Annotated in this window: 19 protein-coding genes and 1 tRNA gene; 17 read left to right on the forward strand and 3 right to left on the reverse strand. The window is 43.5% G+C overall.

The genetic code is table 11. The features are described 5' to 3' along the window. Nucleotides 1-86 precede the first annotated feature (86 nt). Both D5F11_RS14210 and rocF read left to right on the forward strand, forming a co-directional pair. Nucleotides 87-159 (forward strand) — tRNA-Ala (locus D5F11_RS14210). Between the two features lie 1,163 nt (nucleotides 160-1,322). Next, nucleotides 1,323-2,222, forward strand: a complete 900-nt coding sequence (gene rocF, locus D5F11_RS14215) for an arginase (protein ID WP_120117936.1) — start codon at nucleotides 1,323-1,325, stop codon at nucleotides 2,220-2,222. A 31-nt stretch (nucleotides 2,223-2,253) separates the two neighbouring features. Here rocF and D5F11_RS28140 read toward each other — a convergent pair whose 3' ends face one another. Next, nucleotides 2,254-2,370, reverse strand: coding sequence for a Spo0E family sporulation regulatory protein-aspartic acid phosphatase (locus D5F11_RS28140; protein ID WP_120117943.1), 117 nt, complete (start codon nucleotides 2,368-2,370; stop codon nucleotides 2,254-2,256). 230 nt (nucleotides 2,371-2,600) lie between these two features. Here D5F11_RS28140 and sigW point away from each other — a divergent pair, with 230 nt between their 5' ends. The 8 genes from sigW to D5F11_RS14260 all read left to right on the forward strand — a co-directional run bounded on the left by sigW (nucleotide 2,601) and on the right by D5F11_RS14260 (nucleotide 9,606). Next, a complete protein-coding gene (gene sigW / locus D5F11_RS14225; protein ID WP_120117935.1) occupies nucleotides 2,601-3,164 on the forward strand; it encodes an RNA polymerase sigma factor SigW in 564 nt (187 codons plus the stop codon). Between the two features lie 17 nt (nucleotides 3,165-3,181). Next, the gene (locus tag D5F11_RS14230) at nucleotides 3,182-3,796 is read left to right on the forward strand and encodes an anti-sigma factor family protein (protein WP_120117934.1); all 615 of its coding nucleotides are present in this window, start codon (nucleotides 3,182-3,184) and stop codon (nucleotides 3,794-3,796) included. 412 nt (nucleotides 3,797-4,208) lie between these two features. Further along, a complete protein-coding gene (gene cdaA / locus D5F11_RS14235) occupies nucleotides 4,209-5,024 on the forward strand; it encodes a diadenylate cyclase CdaA (RefSeq protein WP_120117933.1) in 816 nt (271 codons plus the stop codon). After that, nucleotides 5,017-6,264 (forward strand): CdaR family protein, encoded by a 1,248-nt coding sequence (locus tag D5F11_RS14240; RefSeq protein WP_185830702.1) that lies wholly within the window; start codon nucleotides 5,017-5,019, stop codon nucleotides 6,262-6,264. The genes cdaA and D5F11_RS14240 overlap by 8 nt, the downstream gene beginning before the upstream one ends. A gap of 80 nt (nucleotides 6,265-6,344) precedes the next feature. Next, entirely contained in the window at nucleotides 6,345-7,694 is a 1,350-nt protein-coding gene (glmM, locus tag D5F11_RS14245; protein ID WP_120117931.1) for a phosphoglucosamine mutase, read from the forward strand. A gap of 187 nt (nucleotides 7,695-7,881) precedes the next feature. Next, nucleotides 7,882-8,202, forward strand: a complete 321-nt coding sequence (locus D5F11_RS14250) for a PadR family transcriptional regulator (RefSeq protein ID WP_120117930.1) — start codon at nucleotides 7,882-7,884, stop codon at nucleotides 8,200-8,202. Beyond that, nucleotides 8,199-8,759, forward strand: coding sequence for an HAAS signaling domain-containing protein (locus tag D5F11_RS14255; protein WP_120117929.1), 561 nt, complete (start codon nucleotides 8,199-8,201; stop codon nucleotides 8,757-8,759). The genes D5F11_RS14250 and D5F11_RS14255 overlap by 4 nt, the downstream gene beginning before the upstream one ends. Then, entirely contained in the window at nucleotides 8,752-9,606 is an 855-nt protein-coding gene (locus D5F11_RS14260) for a DUF4097 family beta strand repeat-containing protein (RefSeq protein WP_120117928.1), read from the forward strand. Before D5F11_RS14255 ends, D5F11_RS14260 begins: the two co-directional genes overlap by 8 nt. A 50-nt stretch (nucleotides 9,607-9,656) precedes the next feature. On the opposite strand, the gene D5F11_RS14265 is transcribed toward D5F11_RS14260, so the two are convergent. Then, nucleotides 9,657-9,926 (reverse strand): alpha/beta-type small acid-soluble spore protein, encoded by a 270-nt coding sequence (locus D5F11_RS14265; protein WP_120117927.1) that lies wholly within the window; start codon nucleotides 9,924-9,926, stop codon nucleotides 9,657-9,659. A 44-nt stretch (nucleotides 9,927-9,970) separates the two neighbouring features. Beyond that, complete coding sequence (locus D5F11_RS14270; RefSeq protein WP_120117942.1) at nucleotides 9,971-11,116, reverse strand: MFS transporter; 1,146 nt, start codon at nucleotides 11,114-11,116, stop codon at nucleotides 9,971-9,973. 278 nt (nucleotides 11,117-11,394) lie between these two features. On the opposite strand from D5F11_RS14270, the gene D5F11_RS14275 reads away from it, so the two are divergent. From D5F11_RS14275 to D5F11_RS14305, 7 genes are all read left to right on the forward strand, one after another. After that, nucleotides 11,395-12,552 (forward strand): ABC transporter substrate-binding protein, encoded by a 1,158-nt coding sequence (locus D5F11_RS14275; RefSeq protein ID WP_120117926.1) that lies wholly within the window; start codon nucleotides 11,395-11,397, stop codon nucleotides 12,550-12,552. 47 nt (nucleotides 12,553-12,599) lie between these two features. Next, nucleotides 12,600-12,800 carry a hypothetical protein gene (locus tag D5F11_RS14280; RefSeq protein WP_120117925.1) on the forward strand — a complete coding sequence of 67 codons (201 nt, stop codon included), beginning with the start codon at nucleotides 12,600-12,602 and terminating at the stop codon, nucleotides 12,798-12,800. A 24-nt stretch (nucleotides 12,801-12,824) separates the two neighbouring features. After that, entirely contained in the window at nucleotides 12,825-13,709 is an 885-nt protein-coding gene (locus D5F11_RS14285; protein ID WP_120117924.1) for a branched-chain amino acid ABC transporter permease, read from the forward strand. Between the two features lie 4 nt (nucleotides 13,710-13,713). After that, entirely contained in the window at nucleotides 13,714-14,667 is a 954-nt protein-coding gene (locus tag D5F11_RS14290; protein ID WP_120117923.1) for a branched-chain amino acid ABC transporter permease, read from the forward strand. Further along, nucleotides 14,664-15,434: an ABC transporter ATP-binding protein gene (locus D5F11_RS14295; RefSeq protein ID WP_120117922.1), complete on the forward strand. Its 771-nt coding sequence runs from the start codon at nucleotides 14,664-14,666 to the stop codon at nucleotides 15,432-15,434. Before D5F11_RS14290 ends, D5F11_RS14295 begins: the two co-directional genes overlap by 4 nt. Then, nucleotides 15,427-16,128, forward strand: coding sequence for an ABC transporter ATP-binding protein (locus tag D5F11_RS14300; RefSeq protein ID WP_120117921.1), 702 nt, complete (start codon nucleotides 15,427-15,429; stop codon nucleotides 16,126-16,128). Before D5F11_RS14295 ends, D5F11_RS14300 begins: the two co-directional genes overlap by 8 nt. Nucleotides 16,129-16,919: 791 nt before the next feature. After that, nucleotides 16,920-17,642: a (Fe-S)-binding protein gene (locus D5F11_RS14305; RefSeq protein ID WP_120117920.1), complete on the forward strand. Its 723-nt coding sequence runs from the start codon at nucleotides 16,920-16,922 to the stop codon at nucleotides 17,640-17,642. The last annotated feature ends 27 nt before the right edge of the window (nucleotides 17,643-17,669 follow it).

Genomic DNA, 17,669 nt, shown 5'->3' on the forward strand with positions numbered 1-17,669 from the left:
AATATTAAAAAACTGTTGACACATTCAGGTTGAGATGTTAAGATATATCTTGTCCTTGAAAAAGGCNTTTTCAATTTTATATTCGAGGGGCCTTAGCTCAGCTGGGAGAGCGCCTGCTTTGCACGCAGGAGGTCAGCGGTTCGATCCCGCTAGGCTCCATCCTTTTAAAAACCTATGCCGTAGCGTAGGTTTTTTTATTGCTAAAAAATCAAATAAAGTTCCCCTTGAGCCGTCGTTTTTCTAATGTCCAACTTCAGTACTCAGTGATTAGCAGACTTCACTTCCTTCGATAAGTCAATATCGGCCTCCTCTGTCGCCGTGTTTCCTTTATCTCGATGAAGGCACTCCAGTCAGTACATCACTAAACGTCGTCCTCCGCTATTCTTCTGTCCAGATCCAGCGCCTAGCCTCTCGAGGTCATAAGCCAATTCCCTGTGGTGGCTGAAAAGCTGCCTCCTCGGGAATCATCTTATGCTTGTCGGGGCTAACAAGGCGCTTCCGCCTTTCTGCATTGTCCAGCTACGGTGCCTATCGACTATCAGACTTCGCGCCTTCTCCTATGATAAGTCAACATCGCTCCGCTTTGCTTCGCGTGTTTCCTTTATCTCGTCGAAGGCACTCCAGTTAGTACGTCGATGGCCAGGCACCTCCGCCTTTCTTCTGTCCAGCTCCAGCGCCTAGCCCCTCGAGGTCATAAGCCAATTCCCTGTGGTGGCTGAAAAGCTGCCTCCTCGGGAATCGTCTTATGCTTGTCGGGGCTGACAAGGCGCTTCCGCTTTTCTGTATTGTCCAGCTACGGTGCCTATCGACTATCAGACTTCGCGCCTTCTCCTACGATAAGTCAACATCGCTCCGCTTTGCTTCGCGTGTTTCCTTTATCTCGTCGAAGGCACTCCAGTCAGTACGTCGATGGCCAGGCACCTCCGCCTTTCTGCATTGTCCAGCTACGGTGCCTATCGACTATCAGACTTCGCGCCTTCTCCTATGATAAGTCAACATCGCTCCGCTTTGCTTCGCGTGTTTCCTTTATCTCGTCGAAGGCACTCCAGTCAGTACGTCGATGGCCAGGCACCTCCGCCTTTCTGCATTGTCCAGCTACGGTGCCTATCGACTATCAGACTTCGCGCCTTCTCCTATGATAAGTCAACATCGCTCCGCTTTGCTTCGCGTGTTTCCTTTATCTCGTCGAAGGCACTCCAGTCAGTACGTCGATGGCCAGGCACCTCCGCCTTTCTGCATATATATTCACTTTTTTGCCTAGTTGAGTCATTTGTTGTTCTCGGGATAGAATATAGGCATTATGTTGGTGAAGGAGCGAGCCCATGAGAAGGAAATTTTCGATTGTTGGCGTGCCCATGGATCTGGGACAGATGCGCAGAGGCGTTGATATGGGACCGAGTGCCATGAGATACGCGGATGCTGTTAAACGTTTGGATAACATAGGATATGAGGTTGAAGATCTCGGGGATATTCATGTGGATCAGATAAATGATGATTTGAATGATCAACCTTATTTAAGAAATTTGAAAGCGATCACAAAGGCGGCTTTAAGTTTGGCCGACTGTGTAGATTCCATTATAAAAAACGGCCGATTCCCGCTGGTTCTTGGAGGCGATCACAGTATTGCAATCGGAACGCTTGCAGGTGTGGCAAGGCACTTTCAAAATTTGGGAGTAATCTGGTATGATGCACACGGGGATTTAAATACGGATGAAACGACTCCTTCAGGCAACATTCATGGTATGCCGCTTGCCGCAAGCCTTGGTTTTGGACATCCTGAACTGACTGATGTTGGAGGGTTCCATCCGAAGGTGAAACCTGAAAATGTTGTAATCATTGGGGCGCGCGATCTTGATCAGGCTGAAAGGGATTTGATCAGGAAGCATTCCATCAAAGTCTATACGATGCATGAGATTGATCGCTTGGGAATGACTAAGGTGATGGAAGAGACAATTGCTTACTTGAAAGAAACAACAGACGGTGTGCATTTATCCCTTGATTTGGATGGTTTGGACCCCCATGATGCTCCAGGTGTAGGGACACCAGTATTGGGCGGCATCAGCTATCGCGAGAGTCATTTGGCGATGGAAATGCTCGCAGAATCGGGGCTCATCACCTCTGCAGAATTTGTGGAAGTTAACCCTATCTTAGATGAAAAAAATAAGACAGCAGAAGTTGCTGTCGCGTTGATGGGATCATTATTTGGTGAAAAGCTTTTGTGAAAAAACCTTCGGTAAACAAGCAGCAGCTCCATTATGAACTGTTGCTTGCCTCTTTCTGCTCGATTATATGATATCTATTCAATAATTGGTCTAATTGGTCGCTTAAACGTACGACGCGCTCATCGTCAAATGACCGGGATAGCCCAATTTAACCATTTCTTTTCTTCTTTCCTCAATTTTCTTTAACAGGGTTTCCTGTCCATTATTTATCCCTCAAAAGGTGGTTAATAATAACTGTCTAACCATTTTTCTACAGATTAAACCAATTTCACTAACGACTGTAAAAATTTGTTATGATAGACACATAATTAAATTTGAAACCTTTTTTAAAATGGGACGTATATAAAGAGAACCGCGTTGGCGGGAGGGTTAAATGAGATGGATAAGTTGGTGAATCAAAGAATCAGGCAAGTTTTAAAAGGCGATCAGGAAGCATTTGGGGAAATCGTAGAAATATACAGAGATAGAATTTGTTCCCTTTGCTACCGGATGCTTGGAAATCGGCATGAGGCTGAAGATATTGCTCAGGAGGCGTTTGTCCGGGCATATGTCAATATCGAAAGCTTTCAGTTGAACCGCAAGTTTTCCACATGGCTGTATAGAATCGCTACTAATCTTTGCATTGATCGGATAAGAAAGAAAAAACCTGATTATTTTCTTGATGCTGAAATTGCAGGAACAGAAGGTTTGACTTTATATTCACAATTGGCAGCAGCAGGAAAGACGCCTGATGCAGAAGTTGAGACTTTGGAACTTCAGGAAATTGTGCAAAACGAAATTTTGCGATTGCCGGATAAATACAGATCGGTCATTATTCTCAGGTACATTGATGATCTTTCGCTGAATGAAATCGCAGAAGTGTTAGAAATGCCGCTTGGAACGGTGAAAACAAGAATTCACCGCGGCAGGGAAGCACTTCGAAAGAGATTGCACAATATGTGAGAAAGGTGAGAAGGAAATTGAAGGCTTGTTCAGAAGAGATCGTTCTCTATATGCAGGAATACATGGACGGAGATCTGACACAAGATAAAGAACGTGAATTGAAGGAACACTTACAAACTTGCGAGGCCTGTCAATCACATTTTCAAGAACTGAAAAGAACAGAAGCATTGGTGAAAAGTGTCTCCCGAATTGCAGCTCCCGCTCACTTTACAAATCAGGTCATGGATCGCCTCCCGAAAGAGAAGAATATTGTAGGGGTCAAACGTTGGTTCAGACATCATCCTATGCTGATTGCTGTTTCATTATTCTTTTTATTAATGGCAGGTAGTCTTGTCAGTGGATGGAATGATGACCAAAAATTTGCGTTCACGAAAAAACCTAATATAATCGTGGAAAATGATACAGTGATTGTTCCTGAAGGAGAAGTGGTCGAAGGAGACCTCGTTGTAAAAAATGGGAATATAAGAATAGAAGGCCAAATAGATGGGAATGTCACCATCATTAACGGGAATCAATACATGGCTTCTGCTGGGAACGTGACTGGTGATATAGATGAAATTGATGAAATGTTTGAATGGATTTGGTATAAGGTGAAAGAGGGCGGAAAAAAGGTGGGCCAACTATTTAAATAACTTCAACACTGACTGCTTATGCAGTCTTTTTTAAAAGGGATTAGACAAAAAATGGTATTAAGCCGGTTAGGTACCATGGGCAAGAAGGTTAAGCGGGCGTAAGTATGTCAATAATACAGGTTAGTCAAGGTGACATATGTTTCCAGCGCGTAAATCTACTTACTAAGAGCAGCTTCATATGATTTGTTTCAAGGCAGCGGGTTTGCTGTGGTGGCTAAAAAGGTCTCCCATCAAATTTGTCTTGTACTTGTCACAAGGCTATGCGCTTTTTATAAAATCAGCCCTTTTCGCGTTTTCCAAAATAAAGCTACATTGACATATTATCGGCAAATGTCTCTGGTTTATTTTTATGTTATAATTGGTTTGTTTTCAACATGATGTCAGCGCTTAAAAAATAGATGGAGGAAAGATTATGCCGTTTGCCGACCTTTCTATTATGGACTACTTGTCCCGCATAGTAGATATTTTCCTCGTTTGGTACGTTATATATAAGCTGCTTATGATTATACGCGGCACAAAAGCGGTACAGCTTTTAAAAGGAATTTTTGTCATTATCATTGCCCGGTTTGTCAGCGAATACCTTAACTTGCATACACTCAGCTGGATTTTGGAAAATGCTATTACCTGGGGGTTCCTTGGCATTATTATCATATTCCAGCCAGAACTGAGGCGTGCCCTCGAACAACTTGGACGCGGAAGTATCTTTACAAGAGGCGGCATCCAAGAAGAAGAGGAATTGCAGCAAAGGGTGACTGCGATCACCGATGCCATCAGTTATATGGCGAAGCGCAGAATCGGGGCCTTGATTTCAATCGAACGCGAAACGGGTATGGGCGATTACATAGAAACTGGAATTCCGCTTCATTCCAATTTGACTTCGCAGCTACTGATCAATATATTCATCCCTAATACGCCACTGCATGATGGGGCAGTCATTATTCAAAAAAACCAAATTGCTGCAGCTGCCTGCTATCTTCCTCTTTCTGAGAGTCCGTTCATTTCGAAGGAACTCGGTACAAGGCACCGGGCAGCGGTAGGAATCAGTGAAGTAACAGATGCCCTGACGATTATCGTTTCTGAAGAAACAGGACATGTATCCGTATCGCAGCATGGTGAACTGTTTAGAGACCTGTCTCCTGAAGAATTTAAGGAACTTCTGGAAAAGGAATGGACGAAACAGACTTCCTCATCACTTTGGAAAAGAAAGGGGAAGAAACAGGATGGATAAATTCATGGATAACCCCTGGTTCGTAAGAATTGTGGCCATGGCGCTTGCATTTCTTATGTTTCTCTCAGTGCAGGATATGGGGAACAAAAACGGAGCATCCAGGCCAAACGGAATGGAAAACAATGAGGTTGAAACCATCACCGATGTGCCATTGGAGAAATACTATGATTCCGAAAACCTTGTTGTAACAGGTGTGCCCGATACAGTAGAGGTAACAATCGAAGGCCAAAGAAGGTTTGTGGAAGCGACAAAGCGGCAAAGAGATTTTACCGTTTATGTGGATTTATCTGATTTGAGCATTGGAAACCACCGTGTTCCAATTTTATATAAAAACTTTTCCGACAAGCTTAAGGTAAAGGTCGAGCCTGTATATGTGGAGATTTCCATTCAAGAAAAGATGACTAAGGAATTCGATGTCGAGCCGGAATTCAATAACAATATATTGGCAGAAGGATTTGAAGCGGAACGTCCGATGGTTGAACCGAATAAAGTCCAAATCACCGCCGGAAAAGAAACGCTTGAAAAAATCTCATATGTTAAAGCGTCCATTGATGCTAAAGGTTTGATTACAGATACCATCGAGCGAGACACAAAAGTGACAGTTCTTGACCGTGAATTGAACAAACTTGATGTGTATGTTGAGCCTGAATATGTAACTGTGACTGTCCCGGTAAATAATCCGAGAAAGACTGTTCCACTCAAAATCAAACAGGTCGGAACCCCACCTGACGGTATTGTCATCAAGCGAATGGAGCCTGATCTAGATGAGGTTATGATTTTCGGATGGACGGAGATTTTAAAATCAATTGATGAAATTGAAGTTGAAGTAGATGTAAGTAAGGTTGACAAGGATAATGTATTGGATGTGCCGATCATATATCCGGAAGGCGTCAATAAAATCACTCCGGAAAGAGTCAAAGTAAAGGTCGTGACGGACAAAGGTAAAAAAAGTGAAGAGACAAATGTGAGCGAAGTTCCGATCGATAGCAAGGGTTTGGCGGAAGGATTGGACGTTGAGTTTTTGACGCCCAAGGATGGGGCTGTATCCATTAAGTTGGAAGGTAGTAAAGATCAGTTGAAAAAGGCTCAGGAGGGCGCGTTTGAGGTATTTATGAACATGGAGGGCCTTCAGGCTGGAGATCACGAAGTGAACCTGGAAGTGAAAGGGCCAAAAGACGTCAAGTGGGAACTTTCGACAGACACAGCGAAGATACGGATAAAGGAAAAAGGAACTGTTTAAACATAGCAGACAACTCTATCAGGTTATTTCTGTTAAATGACTGTTTAAACAAAGTTGAACGAAGGAGCGATACAATCGAAATGGGTAAATATTTTGGAACAGACGGAGTAAGGGGAGTGGCCAACGCGGAACTTACTCCGGAGCTGGCGTTTAAGTTAGGCCGTTTCGGCGGTTATGTTTTAACAAAAAGCGCGGAGCATCCTAAAGTTCTGATTGGCAGGGATACCCGGATTTCCGGACATATGTTGGAAGGGGCGCTTGTAGCGGGCTTGCTTTCTATTGGGGCGGAAGTCATGCGTCTAGGCGTCATTTCAACTCCTGGCGTGGCTTATTTGACAAAAGCTCTGGAAGCCCATGCCGGAGTAATGATTTCGGCATCTCATAATCCGGTTCCTGATAACGGTATTAAATTTTTTGGTCCGGATGGTTTTAAGCTTTCGGATGAAGAAGAAGCCCAAATTGAGGAACTGCTCGATCTAAATGAGGATCACCTTCCACGCCCTACAGGGTCAAAACTTGGGATTGTGAACGACTATTTTGAAGGCGGTCAGAAGTATTTGCAATTCCTTAAGCAGACGGTAGATGAGGAATTTACCGATATTCACGTGGCTCTTGATTGTGCGAACGGTGCTACATCCGCTCTCGCTACCCATTTATTTGCAGATCTTGATGCCGATACATCTACAATGGGTGCGTCACCGAACGGGCTGAATATTAATGAAGGAGTGGGATCCACTCATCCGGAAACCCTAGCCGCTTTTTTAAAAGAAAAGCAGGCTGATATCGGCTTGGCTTTTGATGGAGATGGCGACCGTCTTATCGCTATCGATGAAAACGGAGAGATTGTAGACGGAGACCAAATCATGTACATATGTGCGAAACACTTGAAAGAAGAAGGGCGCCTGAAACAAGATACAGTCGTTTCTACCGTCATGAGCAATTTGGGCTTCTATAAGGCTATAGAGGCTAATGGGATGCACAGCGTGCCAACTGCTGTGGGAGATCGCTATGTCGTAGAAGAAATGAAGAACAATGATTATAATTTGGGTGGAGAACAGTCCGGACATATTATTTTCCTAGACTACAACACGACAGGTGATGGTCTTTTAACCGGTCTTCAGCTCGTCAATATTATGAAGTTGACGAATAAGCCGCTTTCCGAATTAGCAAAAGAAATGCAGAAGTTCCCGCAAAAGCTTGTGAATGTCAAAGTGAAGGACAAACATCACGTGACAGACAATGAAAAAGTAAAAGCTGTCATTGAAGAAGTCGAAGGGGAAATGGATGGAAACGGAAGAATTCTGGTTAGACCTTCCGGAACAGAGCCGCTTGTCCGTGTGATGGTAGAGGCTCCTACTGAAGAAGCGTGTGAAAAATATGTTCAGCGCATTGCGGAAGTTGTAAAAGAAGAAATGGGATTGGACGAATAAATTGAAAAAAATGCATGGGAAAGCAGAAGATGCTCTCATGCATTTTTTTATTAAATAATGATTATATACAGTACTTTGCAATAAACAGTACCATGTGATATTCTAGGATTGCAGCTAAGGGTTGCTTTTTTATCGAGGTACTGTATATTATTCAGTAGTTTGCAATGAATAGATGGGGTGGGCCATAATGAATGTTCAATTTAAAAAGGGTGTTTTAGAGCTTTGTGTCCTTTCATTATTATACAAAAAAGACCGCTATGGATATGAACTTGTACAAAAGATTTCCAATCAGATTGCAATATCTGAAGGATCGGTATATCCGCTGTTAAGGCGCCTAACAAAGGAGGGCTATTTTACTACCTACTTAAAGGAGTCGACAGAGGGTCCGTCAAGAAAGTATTACCAGCTCACGCTCCAAGGAAGGGAACGTTTGGATAATCTGCTTCAAGAGTGGCAGGAGTTTACAAGTGGTGTCAATCAATTGATCAAAGAAGGTGTTGGGCAATGACGAAGTATCAGTTTATGAGAATTTTGGAATCATCTTTAGAAAAGCTTTCTGAAGAGGAGCGCAAAGATATTTTACAAGATTTCGAAGAGCATTTTATCCTTGGTAAGGAAGAAGGAAAGACAGAGGAGGAAATCTCGGCTTCACTGGGTTCGCCGCAGCAGATTGCCAAGGATCTGCTGGTAAATCACCATCTTGAAAAAGTGGAAACAACTAAAACAACCGGGAATGTTTTTCGGGCAGTATGGGCAGTCATCGGCTTAAGTTTTTTCAACCTTGTGTTTGTTCTTGGCCCTTTCATAGGATTAATTGGAGCGATTGTAGGCGGTTGGGTATCGGGAATGGCTTTTATCGTTTCACCTCTGCTTGTCTTGGTGAGCGCGATCATTTTTCCAGAGGCTTTTCAATGGTTTGATATGTTTTTCTCTTTTATACTTTCCGGTATCGGCTTTTTCATAGTTATAGGGATGTATTTTGCCACCCGAGGTATCATCAATGGCTTTGTCCGATATTTGAAGTTTAATACTAGGCTTGTAAAAGGGGGATTGAAACATGATTAAAAAGGTTTCAATCATTGCTTTGGTCCTTTTGATTGTCGGCATTGCAGGCAGTTTGCTGACTGTTAAATCTAAAATGACAGGTACAGAAGTCTCTGAAACAAAAACTGTCCAAGGCAATTTTTCAAATATTGATGTTAACACAAATAGCTCAAGGATTGAAATCCTTCCAACAAAGGATTCCACTGCAACCGCAGAACTTTCAGGCGAGGTGGGGAAAGGAGAGAAATTTACATTTGATGCAGATGTGAAACATGATACACTTCTTGTCCGGTTAAAAAACAAGCAGAAGTTCATTCATTTTGATTTCTATCCTACATCGCCCCTGTCACTAAAAGTTTACTTGCCCGAAAAGGAATATGACTCCATGCAGATTAAAAACAATAATGGCAGGGTCCATGTGGAAAGAATGGAGACTGAAGAGCTCATTGTTGATATTGATAACGGAAGGATCGAACTAAGTGACATCAAGGGTTCCTCAGTAAGGGCTAAATCAGCCAATGGTAGAATTGATGCAAAAAATATAAGAGGGGCTTCATTCACCACAAGGCTGTACAACGGCAGGATTAATCTTGAAGATGTTGAAGGAGAGATATCGGGTCAAACGAGCAATGGTCGCATCTCTTTAATAACGGATAACTTGGATCGTCCAATTGATTTGGGTACAGATAATGGAAGAATTGAGATTCTAGCGACCAAAGAACCTGAGAATGCCACTTTTGATATAAGGGTGGGAAATGGTAAGGTGAATGTTTTCGGCGAGCCTAATCGGAAAGAGGCTGTATTTGGAAATGGTGAGAACTTAATCAAATTAAGTACTTATAATGGAAGTGTTACAGTAAGTAAATAACCAGCATGTTGAACTTAATCCGCTGATCCTTTCGGACCAGCGGATTATTTCTATTTCTTCATCTGTTCCTGGGCCATTTTAATCATCTCTTTGACCATGTTGCCTCCGATCGGCCCTCCGATTTTTCCAGCCTGCTCGGAAGTCAATTGGCCGTTATTTCCTTCTTTCAATGGGATGCCTTGTTCACGTGCGATTTCGTATTTCACATTGTCAGGCTTTTCCGGATTCACCCGGTATCCTTTATCCTTCATCACCCGGGCTTTTAATTGATCCAATCCCGCACGAGCTTCAGGAACTAAAATTTTATTGTTTCTGGTCATTAGGGAAACCTCCTTTTGCCATAGTGTTTCCCTAACAATGACTACTATGCTCCACCAGGAACTGTATTTTTCATGAATTTAATAAGAGCTGTTGCAGTAAAAAGTAACACCCCAGTGAATAAAAATCCTCCGTTTGCCGAGAGCTCCAATAAGCCTGTAATGCTTGAACCAGCAACAACTCCGATGGAAAAGAAAGCATAAAAATAACCGTATGCTTTCCCTCGATTTTCTTCTGTCGTAGACTCAATGAGCAGAGAGTTGATCGAAGGGAAGAGAAAGGCAAATCCAGTACCGTACAATGCCATGAATATAAACAGAAGGGACAAGGTTTCGGAAAAGCTGATACAAATCATGCTGGCGGACATTGTAAGCATTCCAAATACTAGGGTATTGATCGGCTTCAAACGATCAAATAGGCGGTTGGTCGGCAGGATGAAAATCAAAACGGCTACAACACCGAACGTGCTTAGCAGCATTCCGCTCATCTGCGTATCGCTTCCAAGATTATCCACTTTCAATGGGAGCATATAGGCAAGCACACCTTGAGAAAACATAAGGAAAAAAGCGCCTGCGAATGCTTTGACAACCGGCCGGCTTCTGAATAGTTGGTGTACAGGACGCTTTGTTCTTTTTCGGGCAGCAGGGATGGCAATGGCTTTTTTCCTCAGGGTAAAAAAAGCGAGGACTCCCAATATGAGCAGAGCAAACCCGGTTGTCTGTAGCACTGTTACTTCGGTTGTCCTACTGGCTAAAATGCCGCTGAAAGCCGGACCTATAATGGCAGCCATACCTATAAATGCTCCGGACAGGGCGACACTCCTGCCCTTTTCATGTTTGGCGGTCGAATTAGCTACGAATGTGAAAGCAGCTGGGACAATCAAGCCAGCGTGCAAGCCATGAATAAAGCGTACAAACAGCAATAATAACGGATCAAAAGCAAGCTGATATAAAAATAGGGAAATGCTTGTCAAAAGCAGTCCTGCTAGGAGAATCAGGAAAGGTCCCTTTCTGTCTGTCAAAATGCCTGAAGTGATGTTCCCGATCATATTTGATAGGGAAAACATCCCGACAACGAGGCCGGTTATAAACGGTGTAGCCCCAAGCGAACTTGCTAGCGGTGTCATGATGGGTAACTGTGAAAATAAATCAAAGAAGGAAAAAAAGATAATGATGTATACAAATATGCGCATTAAAAATAAACACCCCAATAATTTAATCAAACTCTATTTTCTCCTGTTCCTAATAATTAGGCAAGAGGTTGGGCTTCTCCGATCTAGCAAAATTATTTCTTGATAATTCCTAAAAACATTATTATGAGAAAACATGACCATATTCATTCTTTCGACACTAATAATCAGTAAGTCTTAAATTTTGATAAATAGCATTTTTGTAAATAACTCTATTATTTACAGATAATATTGTGTATTATTAATAAATGTATGATTTTATTAAAGTAGGGGGAAGAAAGATGTCTTTGAAAAGAACATTCTTATTTGTCGCACTATTCAGCGCCTTTTTGCTTGCGGCATGTGGAGGCGGTAGCTCTACAAGCAAAGAGTCTGAAAATAATGATAAGGGAAGCGACCAGCCGATTGAGGCCAAAGTAGGGGTTATTGCTTGGATGACCGGTTCTGGCGCAAGTTATGGAGAAGCCATCACGAATGGACTCAAGCTGGCTAACGAAGAACTGTCAGAAAAGGGAGAGGTAAAAATCGACCTTTTAGTAGAAGACTCTGCAGGAGCCCAAGATCAAGCGTTATCTGCGGCACAGAAATTAATGAATAATGAAAATGTTTCTGCTATTATAGGACCAACATTGAGTACAGAGATGAATGTCGTAGGACCTGAAGCTGATTTGAACGGTATTCCAATCATGGGTACGTCTACAACTGCAGAGGGAATCCCGCAGATTGGGGAGTACGTATTCCGTGACTCTATTCCAGAGGCAGTAGCAATTCCAGCCTCCGTAAAAAAAGCTGTTGATGAATATGGTGCGAAAAAAGTTGCTCTTATTTATGGAAATGATGATGTGTTCACGAAGTCTGGTTATGACACCATGAAGAAAACAGTGGAAGATATGGGGCTTGAAGTTGTGACTACTGAGACGTTCCAAATTGGACAGTCCGACTATAAGGCACAGTTGACTAAAATTAAAAACCTAAAACCTGATATAGTCCTCGCATCTGCACTTTACAATGAAGGTGCCGTGATTTTGGACCAAGCAAGAAAAATGGGCATTGATGTACCATTTGTAGGTGGAAATGGATTCAACTCACCAGAAATTATCAATATTGCTGGAGATGCAGCAAATGGCCTCATCGTTGCTACACCATGGTTTTCTGAAAAAGATAATGAGAAAGTACAAAATTTTGTAAAAAAATATAATGACGCCTATGGAAAAGATCCTGACCAATTTGCTGCACAAGCTTATGATGGACTTTACTTAATGGCTGAAGCGATCAAAACAGCTGGCGGCGATGACTCAGATGACATCCGTGACGGTTTGGCAGAAATAAAGGACTTCGAAGGAGTTCTTGGAACAATGTCCTTTGATAAAGACGGAGATATTGTCATGGAGCCTACAGTATTGATTGTTGAAGATGGAAAGTTTAAAGAGTTTGAGTAAGTTTTAACTTCATTCAGCAGAAATTTCCCACTACTGTAAGTGGTGAGATGAATGCATATTGGTATTCCATTCAGTGGGGGTTCAAACCCCGGCTGAATAAAGTCAAAGCCTCCGGCGGATGCCACAGATTTTCAGAGGAAATTTATCGAGCGGTGCTCGATAAAATCTGGGCGCAAATACGCCAAGGCGAATTTGATAATCAAGCCTCCGTTCCTGAACGGGGGCTTGTATGCCGAAAATCAAAGTAGATTTGAAACGGGAGGAAAAATAATTTGTTACTTGAACAGATAATCAACGGTCTGACTCTCGGAAGCATATATGCGATCGTTGCTCTCGGCTATACTCTCGTGTTTGGTGTGCTGAATATCATTAACATGGGCCACGGAGAAATTTTCATGTTCGGAGCCTTTATGGGAGTATTAGTTACAAGTGTACTGGGTATGCCCCTTTATGTCGCTTTCATTGCAGCCATAATTGTAACCGCGGTGATAGGTTATCTAATGGAGCGCTTAGCACTCCGCCCGCTGCGGGGAAAAAAGGGTGTATCCCACTTGGCGCCGTTAATCAGTACAATTGGTGTATCCATCTTTTTGGAGAACCTCGCACATCACTTATTTGGTGCCGGAAATAAACCATTCAGAACGCAGCTTTCCGAGATGAGTATTCAGATTGGATCAGTCTCCGTATACTATGTGCAAATTGTTATATTTATCATTGCTATTATTTTGATGGTAGGGCTGTCATTCTGGCTTTCAAAGGCAAAAGCAGGCAAGGCATTGAGAGCGAGTGCCGAAAACTTGGAGGTTGCTAGCCTGCTTGGAGTAGATACGAAAAAAATGATCACCCTCACTGTTGTCATTGCTTCGGCAATGGGTGGGGTTGCCGGCGTGCTCGTTGGACTGGCGTTCAACTCTGTTGCACCTCAGATGGGCTTATCCATTGGATTAAAAGGATTGGCCATCATTATTCTCGGTGGAATGGGAAGTGTCAATGGAGCCATGGCCGGTGGGCTGATTCTGGGTCTTTCGGAAACAATGGTTGTCGCTTTCGGAGATTCGGGTTACCGGGATGCTATTGCATTTGTTGCTATCATTGTTATTTTAATCGTACGGCCGCAAGGAATCTTTGGCAAGGCCGCGTCGGGAGATAGGCGGTGAGGACATGTTAGAATTCATTAATCCATATTACTTACAAGTTGGGTCTTTCGTATTAATTAATATTTTACTGGGTGTCAGTATGTATGTGACTCTTTCGACCGGCCAGCTTTCACTTGGACATGCAGGTTTTATGAGTATCGGAGCTTACACGACGACGATATTGACATTGAACTATGAAATGCCGATGATTGTTGGGATTGTTGCAGGAGCGGTCCTCGCATGTATCGTGGGCGTAATTGTGGGATTTCCGGCGCTTAGGCTTGAGGGAGTATATTTAGCGATTGCCACTCTTGGTTTTGGTGAGGTCATTCGCGTGCTTCTTATCAACTGGGAGTCTCTTACAAAGGGTGCAGTTGGTATTTCGGGCATTCCGCATTTAGGACGTGAAGTTCTTGCTTTTAGTAAAGACATCGGTTTTACACCTGATATGCTGGGACTTAGAAATAACCAATTTATCAGTCTTGCAGTCTTTCTTATTTTATTAATCATCGTTGTGGCGGTTGTCGCCTTCTTTATCAGACAGGAACATTCTAGGGTCGGCCGTGCTTATGCTTCAATCAAGATGGACGAAAGAGCGGCTGAGGCGATGGGAGTAAACATTACGTATTATAAAATCCTTGCATTCGGGCAGGGCGCTATGATCGCAGGTTTTGCAGGGGCACTATATGCACACATTACCGCTTATATAAGCCCGTCAGACTTTGCGTACCATCGTGCCGTTGAAATATTGATCTTTGCGGTATTTGGCGGAAGCGAAGTCATATGGGGACCAATTTTCGGCTCAATCTTTTTGACTGCCATGCCGGAAGCGCTCCGGTTCATCAGCGATTACCGTTTTATGGTGTACGGTGCGCTCTTGATCGTCATGATGGCATATCGTCCACAGGGCCTTATTGATGCTAAAGTGGTCAATTGGTTCAAAAAGCGGGGACGAGGGCAAAGGAGGAAAGCTTCATGATCCTTGCGATCGATCAAATAAGTAAAAATTTCGGCGGTATCCAGGCATTGACAGATGTATCGTTTTCCATCGAAAAGGGAGAAGTACTAGGTTTGATTGGCCCGAACGGTGCTGGAAAAACGACCATGTTCAATATGATTACTGCAATGTATCCTCCTTCCAGCGGCCAAATTTCTTTTCATGGGGAGAAATTGACGAATTTGAAGCCCCATCAAATTACCAAAAAAGGAATCTGCCGTACATTTCAAAATATCCGTCTCTTTCCTGAAATGACCGCGCTGGAAAATGTGATGGTAGGCAATCATTGCCGACTGGACTCAGGCGTTTTCAGAAGTGTGTTCCGGACTAGATTTCAGAAAAAAGAAGAGGCGGCTTTAAAGGAAAAGGCGAGACAATTATTGGAGACCGTCGATTTAGCCGAGCATGTGGATACTTTGGCGGAAAACCTTGCATACGGGCAGCAGCGGCGCCTCGAAATCGCCCGCGCGCTGGCAAGTGATCCATCGCTCCTGCTCCTTGACGAACCGGCTGCTGGAATGAATGAAAGAGAAACGAACGAGCTGTTTGATCTGATTCAGAAAATCAAAAAGCTCGACATTACCATGTTATTGATTGAACACGACATGCCGCTGGTCATGCGGGCTTGCGACCGGATTGTCGTATTGAACTTCGGAAAGAAAATTGCAGAAGGATTGCCTAAAGAAATTCAGAATAACCCGGAAGTAATTGAGGCATACCTCGGGAAAGAGGAGGATGACCTTGCTTAAAGTAACAAACGTTAGTACTTATTACGATAATATTCAAGCTCTTAAAGAAATCAATCTCGAAGTGGAGCAGGGAAGTATTGTGACCATTTTGGGGGCAAACGGTGCTGGAAAAACCACTACAATGAAAACTATTGCTGGTTTGCTGAAGCCACGTACAGGAAAGATTGAGTTTTTAGGAGAAGATGTCACGAAGCTTCGCCCCGATCAGCTTTTGCGAAGGGGATTGGCTCTAGTGCCTGAAGGACGCGGCATTTTGTCGAATATGACAGTTCTTGAAAACCTTGAGATGGGTGCCTATCACCGGAAGGATTCCGGGGTGTCGGCGGATTTGGAAATGGTGATGGAGCGTTTTCCTATTTTGCGGGAAAGAAAGTCCCAGCTTGGTGGCACTATGTCTGGCGGCCAGCAGCAGATGCTGGCGATTGCGCGGGCCATTATGTCAAAGCCGAAATTGCTTCTTCTAGATGAGCCATCCATGGGTCTAGCGCCAATTATTGTTGCAGAGATTTTTAAAATCATCAAAGAAATCAATGAATCCGGGACAACTGTTCTGCTTGTTGAGCAAAATGCCCGCCAGGCTTTGCGTATAGCTGATTATGGCTATGTGTTGGAGTCCGGACGTGTGGTGACAAACGGGCCTGCACAGGAACTACTCAGCGACGAGCGGATCAAAGCTGCCTATTTGGGCTACTGATTAAACATAGCGGGCGAATCAGGAAATCTTTGGCTGATCAGAAAGCTTTTAACTTCATTCAACAGAAGTCTCCCACTTCTGTAAGTGGTGAGATGAATGCCTATTGGTAATCCATTCAGTGGGGGTTCAAACCCCGGCTGAATAAAGTCAAAGCCTCCGGCGGATGCCACAGATTTTCAGAGGAAACTTATCGAGCGAAGCTCGATAAAATCTGGGCGCAAATACGTCAAGGCGCATTTGATGTAAAGACTATAAACACATTCGGTATCTGAAGGATGGAGTGAAGCCCCGGGGAAATTCTTCCGGGGCTTTTCCGTTGGATAGTTGCTGTATAACGTGATAATCTTTTAAGAAAAGCGGCAAGGTACCCGATGATCGCCGGCCAGCAGAAGGCGAATTTTGATGAGGGAATTTTTTAGCCGCCACACCAAACCAGCTGCATCGTGTGAAGCATCTCTGGGCATGCTTCATGGAACTTTGCTACGATGTTCCAATGGCTTTCTCGAATAAAGCTATATCGCAGGAGCATATTCTACTTTGAATAGGCTTCCTTGCTGGCTTGATCCTTTCACCGGTCGCGCCTGAGCTACGTCTTGTGGCTCAGGACGTAACACCTGTCGCCTCGCTTGCAGTCCGTCGGAGCTGTACATACCATATCATCATGATTTGTAGAAGATTAGTCCAAATTTTATACTTGCTTTAACAGTTAAAAGTAACTTTTCCTGTAAGTATGTGTTCAGCTAACAGGAAGGGGATAGAACTGCTGTGGCAGTTGTGATAGGAGGGAAAAGATGAAGGTTTCATTATTTATTACATGTTTGGCAGATGTTTTTTACCCGGAAGTTGGGATGGATGTCGTTGAAGTCTTGGAACGGTGCGGCTGTGAAGTAGATTTTCCAGAAACGCAGACGTGCTGTGGGCAGCCTGCATATAGCACGGGATACTTGGAGGATGCCAAAGAGGCGATGAAGCAGATGATTACGACATTTGCAGATTCGGAATACGTTGTAACACCATCCGGTTCCTGCGCTTATATGTTCAAAGAATACCCTGAGTTTTTCAAGGGTGATGTGGAATGGGAGAGTCAAGCAAAGGATTTAGCGGATAAAACATACGAATTCGGCCAGTTTCTCGTAGATGTTTTAAAATTGGAAGATGTAGGTGCAGCTTTTGAAGGGCGTGCCACCTATCATAAATCTTGCCATATGACCCGTCTGCTCGGTGTGAAAGAGGCACCTATTACACTCTTAAAAAATGTGGAGGGTCTTGAACTTGAACCTTTACCGCGGAGCCAGGATTGCTGTGGGTTCGGAGGAACTTTTTCAGTGAAAATGGGTGATATTTCGTCGGCTATGGTGGAGGAAAAAGTGGAGCATATTAAAGAAACAGGTGCAGACGTGCTGGTTGGCGGAGATTGCGGATGTTTGATGAACATTGGAGGAAGAATCAAACGGGAAGGATTGCCAATCAAAGTGATGCACCTAGCTGAAATTTTAAATAAAACAAAAGCGTAGACGCTTGTTTTTATGGGGCGCTTGGTG

The sequence above is a fragment of the Siminovitchia terrae genome, from assembly GCF_003605405.2.
Lineage (GTDB): Bacteria > Bacillota > Bacilli > Bacillales > Bacillaceae_C > Siminovitchia > Siminovitchia terrae.

Bases quoted from the DNA above. Each gene is read 5' to 3' on its own strand.
- rocF (WP_120117936.1), top strand. From the start codon at position 1,323: ATGAGAAGGAAATTTTCGATTGTTGGCGTGCCCATGGATCTGGGACAG.
- sigW (WP_120117935.1), top strand. From the start codon at position 2,601: ATGGATAAGTTGGTGAATCAAAGAATCAGGCAAGTTTTAAAAGGCGAT.
- cdaA (WP_120117933.1), top strand. From the start codon at position 4,209: ATGCCGTTTGCCGACCTTTCTATTATGGACTACTTGTCCCGCATAGTA.
- D5F11_RS14240 (WP_185830702.1), top strand. From the start codon at position 5,017: ATGGATAAATTCATGGATAACCCCTGGTTCGTAAGAATTGTGGCCATG.
- glmM (WP_120117931.1), top strand. From the start codon at position 6,345: ATGGGTAAATATTTTGGAACAGACGGAGTAAGGGGAGTGGCCAACGCG.
- D5F11_RS14250 (WP_120117930.1), top strand. From the start codon at position 7,882: ATGAATGTTCAATTTAAAAAGGGTGTTTTAGAGCTTTGTGTCCTTTCA.
- D5F11_RS14255 (WP_120117929.1), top strand. From the start codon at position 8,199: ATGACGAAGTATCAGTTTATGAGAATTTTGGAATCATCTTTAGAAAAG.
- D5F11_RS14260 (WP_120117928.1), top strand. From the start codon at position 8,752: ATGATTAAAAAGGTTTCAATCATTGCTTTGGTCCTTTTGATTGTCGGC.
- D5F11_RS14265 (WP_120117927.1), bottom strand. From the start codon at position 9,926: ATGACCAGAAACAATAAAATTTTAGTTCCTGAAGCTCGTGCGGGATTG.
- D5F11_RS14270 (WP_120117942.1), bottom strand. From the start codon at position 11,116: ATGCGCATATTTGTATACATCATTATCTTTTTTTCCTTCTTTGATTTA.
- D5F11_RS14275 (WP_120117926.1), top strand. From the start codon at position 11,395: ATGTCTTTGAAAAGAACATTCTTATTTGTCGCACTATTCAGCGCCTTT.
- D5F11_RS14280 (WP_120117925.1), top strand. From the start codon at position 12,600: ATGAATGCATATTGGTATTCCATTCAGTGGGGGTTCAAACCCCGGCTG.
- D5F11_RS14290 (WP_120117923.1), top strand. From the start codon at position 13,714: ATGTTAGAATTCATTAATCCATATTACTTACAAGTTGGGTCTTTCGTA.
- D5F11_RS14295 (WP_120117922.1), top strand. From the start codon at position 14,664: ATGATCCTTGCGATCGATCAAATAAGTAAAAATTTCGGCGGTATCCAG.
- D5F11_RS14305 (WP_120117920.1), top strand. From the start codon at position 16,920: ATGAAGGTTTCATTATTTATTACATGTTTGGCAGATGTTTTTTACCCG.